General features: G+C 39.8%; 9 protein-coding genes and 2 pseudogenes. 6 read left to right on the forward strand and 5 right to left on the reverse strand.

Annotated elements, in window-relative coordinates:
• From A374_RS21530 to A374_RS18870, 3 genes and pseudogenes are all read right to left on the reverse strand, one after another.
• Window positions 1-152, reverse strand: a pseudogene (locus A374_RS21530) (hypothetical protein); the annotation flags it as partial.
• On the reverse strand, window positions 127-621 hold the full coding sequence (locus A374_RS18865; protein ID WP_007203849.1) for a GNAT family N-acetyltransferase: 495 nt from the start codon (window positions 619-621) through the stop codon (window positions 127-129). The pseudogene A374_RS21530 and the gene A374_RS18865, both read right to left, overlap by 26 nt.
• 100 nt (window positions 622-721) lie before the next feature.
• Window positions 722-1417 (reverse strand): DNA alkylation repair protein, encoded by a 696-nt coding sequence (locus A374_RS18870; RefSeq protein WP_007203850.1) that lies wholly within the window; start codon window positions 1415-1417, stop codon window positions 722-724.
• 154 nt (window positions 1418-1571) lie between these two features.
• Here A374_RS18870 and A374_RS18875 point away from each other — a divergent pair, with 154 nt between their 5' ends.
• The 3 genes and pseudogenes from A374_RS18875 (at window position 1572) to A374_RS18885 (ending at window position 3618) form a co-directional block, all read left to right on the forward strand.
• Window positions 1572-2168, forward strand: a complete 597-nt coding sequence (locus tag A374_RS18875; RefSeq protein ID WP_007203851.1) for a bifunctional transcriptional activator/DNA repair enzyme AdaA — start codon at window positions 1572-1574, stop codon at window positions 2166-2168.
• 15 nt (window positions 2169-2183) lie between these two features.
• Window positions 2184-2732 (forward strand): methylated-DNA--[protein]-cysteine S-methyltransferase, encoded by a 549-nt coding sequence (locus A374_RS18880; protein ID WP_007203852.1) that lies wholly within the window; start codon window positions 2184-2186, stop codon window positions 2730-2732.
• Between the two features lie 68 nt (window positions 2733-2800).
• Window positions 2801-3618: pseudogene (locus tag A374_RS18885) on the forward strand (SPL family radical SAM protein).
• 246 nt (window positions 3619-3864) lie between these two features.
• On the opposite strand, the gene A374_RS18890 reads toward A374_RS18885, so the two are convergent.
• Both A374_RS18890 and A374_RS20785 read right to left on the reverse strand, forming a co-directional pair.
• Window positions 3865-4293, reverse strand: a complete 429-nt coding sequence (locus tag A374_RS18890; RefSeq protein WP_007203853.1) for an HIT family protein — start codon at window positions 4291-4293, stop codon at window positions 3865-3867.
• A gap of 506 nt (window positions 4294-4799) precedes the next feature.
• Window positions 4800-4937 carry a hypothetical protein gene (locus tag A374_RS20785; RefSeq protein ID WP_156793281.1) on the reverse strand — a complete coding sequence of 46 codons (138 nt, stop codon included), beginning with the start codon at window positions 4935-4937 and terminating at the stop codon, window positions 4800-4802.
• Window positions 4938-5215: 278 nt separating this feature from the next.
• On the opposite strand from A374_RS20785, the gene A374_RS18895 reads away from it, so the two are divergent.
• The 3 genes from A374_RS18895 to A374_RS18905 form a co-directional block, all read left to right on the forward strand.
• Complete coding sequence (locus A374_RS18895) at window positions 5216-5542, forward strand: YwqH-like family protein (protein ID WP_007203854.1); 327 nt, start codon at window positions 5216-5218, stop codon at window positions 5540-5542.
• 19 nt (window positions 5543-5561) lie between these two features.
• Window positions 5562-5855 (forward strand): YwqI/YxiC family protein, encoded by a 294-nt coding sequence (locus A374_RS18900; protein ID WP_007203855.1) that lies wholly within the window; start codon window positions 5562-5564, stop codon window positions 5853-5855.
• Between the two features lie 5 nt (window positions 5856-5860).
• Window positions 5861-6822, forward strand: a 962-nt coding sequence (locus tag A374_RS18905) for an LXG domain-containing protein (protein ID WP_007203856.1), incomplete at its 3' end; no start/stop codon positions are given.

A 6822-nucleotide genomic window follows, 5' to 3' on the forward strand; every position in this document is an offset into this window, starting at 1 on the left:
TTCTGTACTTGAGAAGCCCCCACCTCTAAGCGTAGTGAAGGTGGCGGGTAGTTCACAACGATACATTGTTTCGCTTGTTCTAGTCGGTTTTTTAAAAAAGTAGTTCTTCTGTCTCCGAACGCTTTCTTATCTAACGTAAGAAGCAGGGAAATCTTCTAGGCTGTATGCTTCAATGGTACCCGGCTCAGCTGTTTTGAACGCCTCTTTAGCAAGATAGGTTTCACACATGTATTTATGTACAGAATCAACCTGCATAAAACCAATGGACTCATACATTTGTTTCCCTGCTTCTGTTGAAATCAAGAGGATAGACGTATCGTTTGCCACACTGTTCATACAGCGTTGCATCACTTCTTTTCCTAAACCGAATCCTCTGTACGCGTTCTGTACGATGACCAGTCCAATAGAAGCTAAGAAGTGATCATATGGAATAATGGCTGCACTCGATATGAGCGTGCCGTCAGCAAGTTTGTGTCCGAATACGCTCCCTGAATGTAGGATTGTCGTAAGTTCGTGTTCATCATAATCCCAGCCAACAGAGGCAGATAGCGCGAGCAATCCTTGAAGATCCTGTGGATATGAGAGTTGAAAGGATTCTACTTTTTCATTATGAGTAATCATTTTGTTTCTCCTTTGGCTAGTTTACTTTGTTCTTTACCAGTCCAGTTATACTATACGGCACGCCGTCCTGCATACGTAACAATACCTGGAGCACATGTAATTAACTAGACTTCAACGACTTCCGTTTCATGCCCCGAATGAGCGATTTTGTTTCCTCATCAACACGAGCGGATGCGATGATTTTTTGCAACGCTTTATGGTAGGTAAAATCATCAAGTGTCGTTCTTTTTAAATAGTTTAGTGTGATCGCAGGGAATTTGCTATAGCACGTAGCAACAGCCCAAGCGACGGCCATCTTAGCGTAATAACCAGGATGGGCTATGTTGGTAAGTAGGGGAAGCACCTTCTGAATATAATCATGATCACTATAAAAGTTTAAGAGCATGACGACACCAAAGCGAACGTCATATTCTTTGGATGAAGAAAGATAGGGTTGTAAAAAGGACCATACAAGCGCTCGATCTGCTTTAATGAATTTCAGCCCTGCGCAAAAGCTATCGCAAACAGACCAATTATCGATTTTTGGTACGAAAGAAGCAACGTACGATAAATGCTCATGAAGATCCGTCGTCACATAACCAATCACCATGCCTTGTAACATCACTTCTTCAAAATAGTGATCTTCAGCTGATTGAAGATAACATCGCCAATCGTCTTTGGCGATTTTTTTTGCGATTTTGCGCAGTTCTGGAAGTCGAACGCCGAGTACATTCGTAATTGTAGGGATGAGTGCAGCTGCAAATTTTTGATAGTCTGAATCGATTCGTTCAAAAATTTGGGCAGAAATCGGATTCATACTTACCATCCTCCTCGTCTATTTAGCAATTCATCTTTCCTTTTATATCATGCCATAAATGCGTATTTTTGTAATTTCGTTATCTTGCTATTCTATTGTTAAATGCGTACTTTCCGTGCTTCTCGGTTTATACTGAAACTAGAGGTGATGCCGAGTGACAAGCAATGGGAATGAAAACCACGAGCCATGTAGTTTGCCTCTTCCTGTGTCTGAGGAACAATGGCAAGCGATTGTCCATAATGATGCGTCGTATGATGGAACCTTTTTTTATGCGGTAAAAACGACAGGGATTTTTTGCCGTCCTTCGTGTAAATCGAGGGTACCGAAAAGAGAAAATATTGGCTACTTCAGCGAGGCGCAGCACGCGCTATCCGCTAACTTTCGGCCCTGTAAACGGTGTAAGCCAACTCACCAACGCTTACCTGACGAAGAGTGGATTGCTACTATAACGAATTATGTAGATCAGCACTACCATGAAACGATATCGCTTAGCGTGTTAGCTGCTATTAGTCATGGCACGCCTTATCACTTGCAGCGAACGTTTAAGAAAATAAAAGGTATGACGCCGAATGAGTATCTTCAAAAAATTCGAATCGAAAAGGCGAAAGTATTGTTGTTACGATCTGATGAGGCTGTCTTTGAAGTAGGTAAGGCAGTCGGGCTTTCGAATATCCCGTACTTTATTACGTTGTTTAAGCAAAGAACCGGAGTAACGCCCGAAGCGTATCGCCGAGGAAGAAATCAACATTGAAAGGTGGATTTTTACATGACACTCACGAAAGGAACGACGCTGTATTGGTCACTATTTTCACATGATAATTGGAAAATGTACGTCGCTGCAACAGACCAGGGCCTCTGTTTTGTAGGATCACACAATCAACCATTGGAAGAATTGAAAAAGTGGGCCAACCGTCATCATCCTGAGCATCAGTTGGTGTTAGATGATGAGCGATTACAACCCTTTGTTGATGAACTTGTTTTGTACATTCAAGGAAAGCTTTCGCAGTTTGCCATTCCAGTGTCTTATCACGGCACACCTTTTCAGAAAGCGGTGTGGAAGGCAGTATGGGCGATTCCCTTTGGGCAGACGGTAACGTATTCTGAACTTGCTCAAAAGCTTCAAAAACCATCAGCGGTTCGCGCAATTGGTCGAGCTGTGGGAGCGAATCCACTGTTAATCACCGTACCTTGTCATCGTGTAATCGGGAAAAATGGATCGTTGACGGGCTATCGCGGGGGTTTAGACATGAAAACGAAATTGTTAGCGCTAGAACGAGAGGCTTTAAATAAGAAGAAGGAGCTGTGCGATGTTTAACTGATTACGAGAACAGATCGACTTTGCGCAGTACATTGTCGTACACAAACTGTAGGAAGTGATGAATCATGACCGTTGAGTATGTATGTAAAACACCGAAAACAATGTTGAATAAAGGCACGGGCTTTTTGGCTGGGTATACGCATTCGTTGAATCCCTATACAGGATGTGCCTTTGCTTGTTCGTATTGCTATGTGCGACAAATGCCTGTCGCTACCTTTCGTACATCAGAATGGGGAACATGGGTAAATCTTAAGGAAAATGCTGCTGCTATTTTGCAAAAAGAGTTACGGAGAGCAAAAGCAAAGGGGCCGGTCACCATCTTCATGTCATCCAGTACCGATCCCTATCAACCGGTTGAATATAAAGCGGAATTACAAAATCTTTGTTAGCGGTCATGGTGCATGATTCTCCGGATTTTTTATGTATTCAAACACGCAGTCCGCTTGTTTGCAGAGACATAAAGTTGCTCCAACAATTAGGAACGAACGTGCGCGTAAGTATGACGATTGAAACCGATCGAGAAGATATTCGTAAGTATTTTACGCCCTATGCACCACCTATTCAAGCCAGACTCCAAGCACTGCAACAGCTTGCGGCAGTCGGTATTCCTATACAAGTTGCCATTGCCCCAGTCTTACCTAGTAGTGAGGGGTTTGCCAAACGATTGCGCCCCCTTGTTAACCGAGTGTGCATTGATGATTATTTTATGGGAGACGGAAGCGGCGGCAAACGAACGGGAAGAATGGACATACAAGCGCTTTATCGCAAGCTAGGAATGGAAGAATGGTATGATCCCAGAGCGTATCAATCGGTATACAAACAGATGAGACAGTATTTTTCAGAAGAGGAACTGTTCATTAGTCAGCAGGGTTTCGAACCATAAAACACTACGCTACAATAGCGTACGTTTCTGAAATAGAAACGCCTAGTAGCTGGGCTACTAGGCGCGGTAGGGTTACTTGCTTCATTGCGGTTCTAATCGTTGAAACACGCTCGTTTCAATTATTTCCACAGCTAACGCATCTTTTATTACGATTTCGCCATGCAGCTCATCCGCATATTTCATGTTAATCCCCTTTTTAGTCATTTTAAAAATTACCACAATTCCGAAACTAACCCATGCGCCGATTCAAGAGATTTTATCAATCATATTTTTCAACGTAACTTTTGTTTCTGAGAGATGATTTCTCTCTTTGGTAATCTTTTTCTGTTGTTCCATGTAAAGAGGTTGTTCATTATACCTTGGAATAACGTGCATATGGTAATGGCTCAAATCATTGAATAAACCACCGTTTTGACAAATGGTAATGCCATCAGGGTTATACAGTTTTTTTATTGCTCTTGAAATTATCATTGATGCACTCATGATTGCATGAGCAGTCTCAATATCTAATTCTTCAACATCTAAATAATGTTGTTTTGGTAAGATTAGAGTATGTCCTTCGTTAAAGGGCTCAATGTCTAGAAAACAACAAACATATTCATTCTCATAAATAATCTGTACGGGTTCGAGTTGATTAGACAGTCTGCAACCTAAGCACTCGGGCATTTTTGTCATAAGTTGATCCTCCTAAAAATATTTAACAGCTGCTAATTAAACAAAGCAACAGTTTTTTATATCTTAACTTCCCCTAAGTGTATCAGAGGTTTCCACACTTGGAATTAAATCCCCTTTTTTCGACAATCCACGTCAATGGCAAATCGATGATCATTTAATCAAAGTGGTGGGACTACAACTTATCGCGGGCATTACTGGAAATGTCCTCTCGAAAATCTAAATTTGAAAGCGGTTTGTAAACCGGAGTGACACAGTATTTTTGTATTTAAAATAATAGACTGTAAAAAGTATATACCTTATGATGGTTGTGCCATCATTCGTATTATGTGCAAGGATAGAATAGGAAAAGAAGTACGAGGTTAGGCAAGATGACATTTTATTGCGCGATGAAAATAAGCAAATGGCATGTATTTGAAATTAACGAACGCGTACGTTGCCTGTCGCCGCACGTAAAAGGTGCTATAACACTTTATTGTCGACTTTAGAAGGTGCAGCTACCAAAGGTACTAGCGTGACAACGCCCAAGCTTCATACGCACTCGTACCAATAACGGCATCGGTTACAAATTGGTTTGAGGTACAAATTACAAGTGGAACAGCTGGCATTGTGCGAGAAAAAGAATAAGCATAAATGAATTGCCCCATTTTTGTCACTGATTTTAACAGAGACAAAGGTGGGGCTTTTTTATTGTCTTCATGTAAGAGGTTCTAAAAAATTACGGTGAGAGATTATTTCTAAAAAAAATAGGTGACTAGTCACACTATTCAATCGGGAAAATCAGTTCTTCAGACCTGGTTATATTTACATATTTAAGTAAAAAGTTGCATTGAACCGGTAGTGTTTAAAAAGGATAATAATAGTAAAATAATTGTTTTTTACCTGAGTGTGTATACTGTAAACCTTTTAAGCGGGTGGTGATCATGTGGAAGTTGAACGGCAAGAGTTAATAGCTACCACAAGTAGGAATGAACGAGATATTGCAGACTTAAAGACATGTAAACTAAAATTAGAACAATATAAAAAGCAATTAACTAAAAAGGATACAGTGATAGAAAAGCTCGTTGCATCAAATAGTGACTGGCGAGGGGCAAGAGAAGGAAAACATGATGGAACGAGAAAAGAAATAGAGAAATTATATAGTTCAATGAAAACATATGTGGATACGGAAATAGAAAATGTAAAATCTCAAATAACACGTCTTGAAGATCTAAATGCAAGTTTAAAAGAAACTATTCTAAAAACAAAGTAATAGGAAGGTGAGGACAGTAATGAATACACAAGGTGGTCCAACCATTCAACTCAAGTTAACTGAAGCCGATCGTGCCCTACTGAATATCCAAACGAGTGCTCAACACATAAAGGTTAAGTATCCAACCACCATTGGAAAATCCGGGGATTTAAAGACATTAGATAGAATAAATAAATTAAATGGAGAACTACAGCAATTAATTGATGATTATAAAAATTTCATTATAGAAAACCAAAAAATGGCCCAGGATGCCTTGCGTAGTATGAGCGATCTAGATGCAGGATTATCCAAATCATACAACATCTTAAAATAGGAGAGATGGGTGATGAAATGAAAGTTGCAGATGTGGGTGCCATTCAACACGGCATAGGCTACACGAATAAAGAAAGTCAGAAAATTAATGAGCAGTTGGTGGGGCTTGGGCAGTCCATTCAGGGCCTTGTTGCATTACAAGATGCTCTGCAAGGACAAGCAGGGGGAAGTATCCGAGATTTTTTTTATTCTGTCCATTTGTTTTTTTTAACGAATTTAACAAAACTAATCAATGACTACTTGGAAGCTTTAAAAAAGGTTGGAGATTCATTACATAAATATGAGGCCCAAGAAAAAGGGTATATAAACGAACAGTATTTAACAAAAGAATTGATACCTGCTCTAAAAGATGTAGATAGCTGGATTGAAAGTGTGACAAAAGGAGTCAATGGCTCCATCAGCAATATTGATCATATTATGCCTGTCTCCCGCTTAGATAGTAGTAACATTCAACAAAAAATCAGCGACGCTGACAAATATGTGGATACAACGATTGAGGACTTGTATACATTTGATGATACCTCTTATTCATCATTGAATGGAATTGATGAAACGCTTGCTCAACTTACTAAATCGTTAAAAGAACTCGCCTCTACATACAACAAGAATAATCCAATTCAAGACATCACGAAAAAAAACATGCTCACAACTTTTAATAAAAGTCATCTAGTAGATCTGAAATCATTTACTAAATTAAAAGAAGATTGGATTCGTACTACACAAGAAAAGCCTATTAAACAAGTTACAATTAATGATGAAGATTATTATATATTCCGTGATGGCTCAGTAGCGAAATATGTTCCTGATGGTGTAGGTGATTCTGGTCACTTTGAACTGATTAAGCAGTTACCAGAGGAAGATTCATGGATTAAGCAAACCATGACTTATGCGGGGCATTATGCCTACGGATTCCTTGTATCCGTAGGAGAGAGTTTTGGGTACAATCCAGACACCGCCGACCAAAATTA

Source organism: Fictibacillus macauensis ZFHKF-1, assembly GCF_000269865.1.
In the GTDB taxonomy this organism is placed as follows: domain Bacteria; phylum Bacillota; class Bacilli; order Bacillales; family Fictibacillaceae; genus Fictibacillus_C; species Fictibacillus_C macauensis.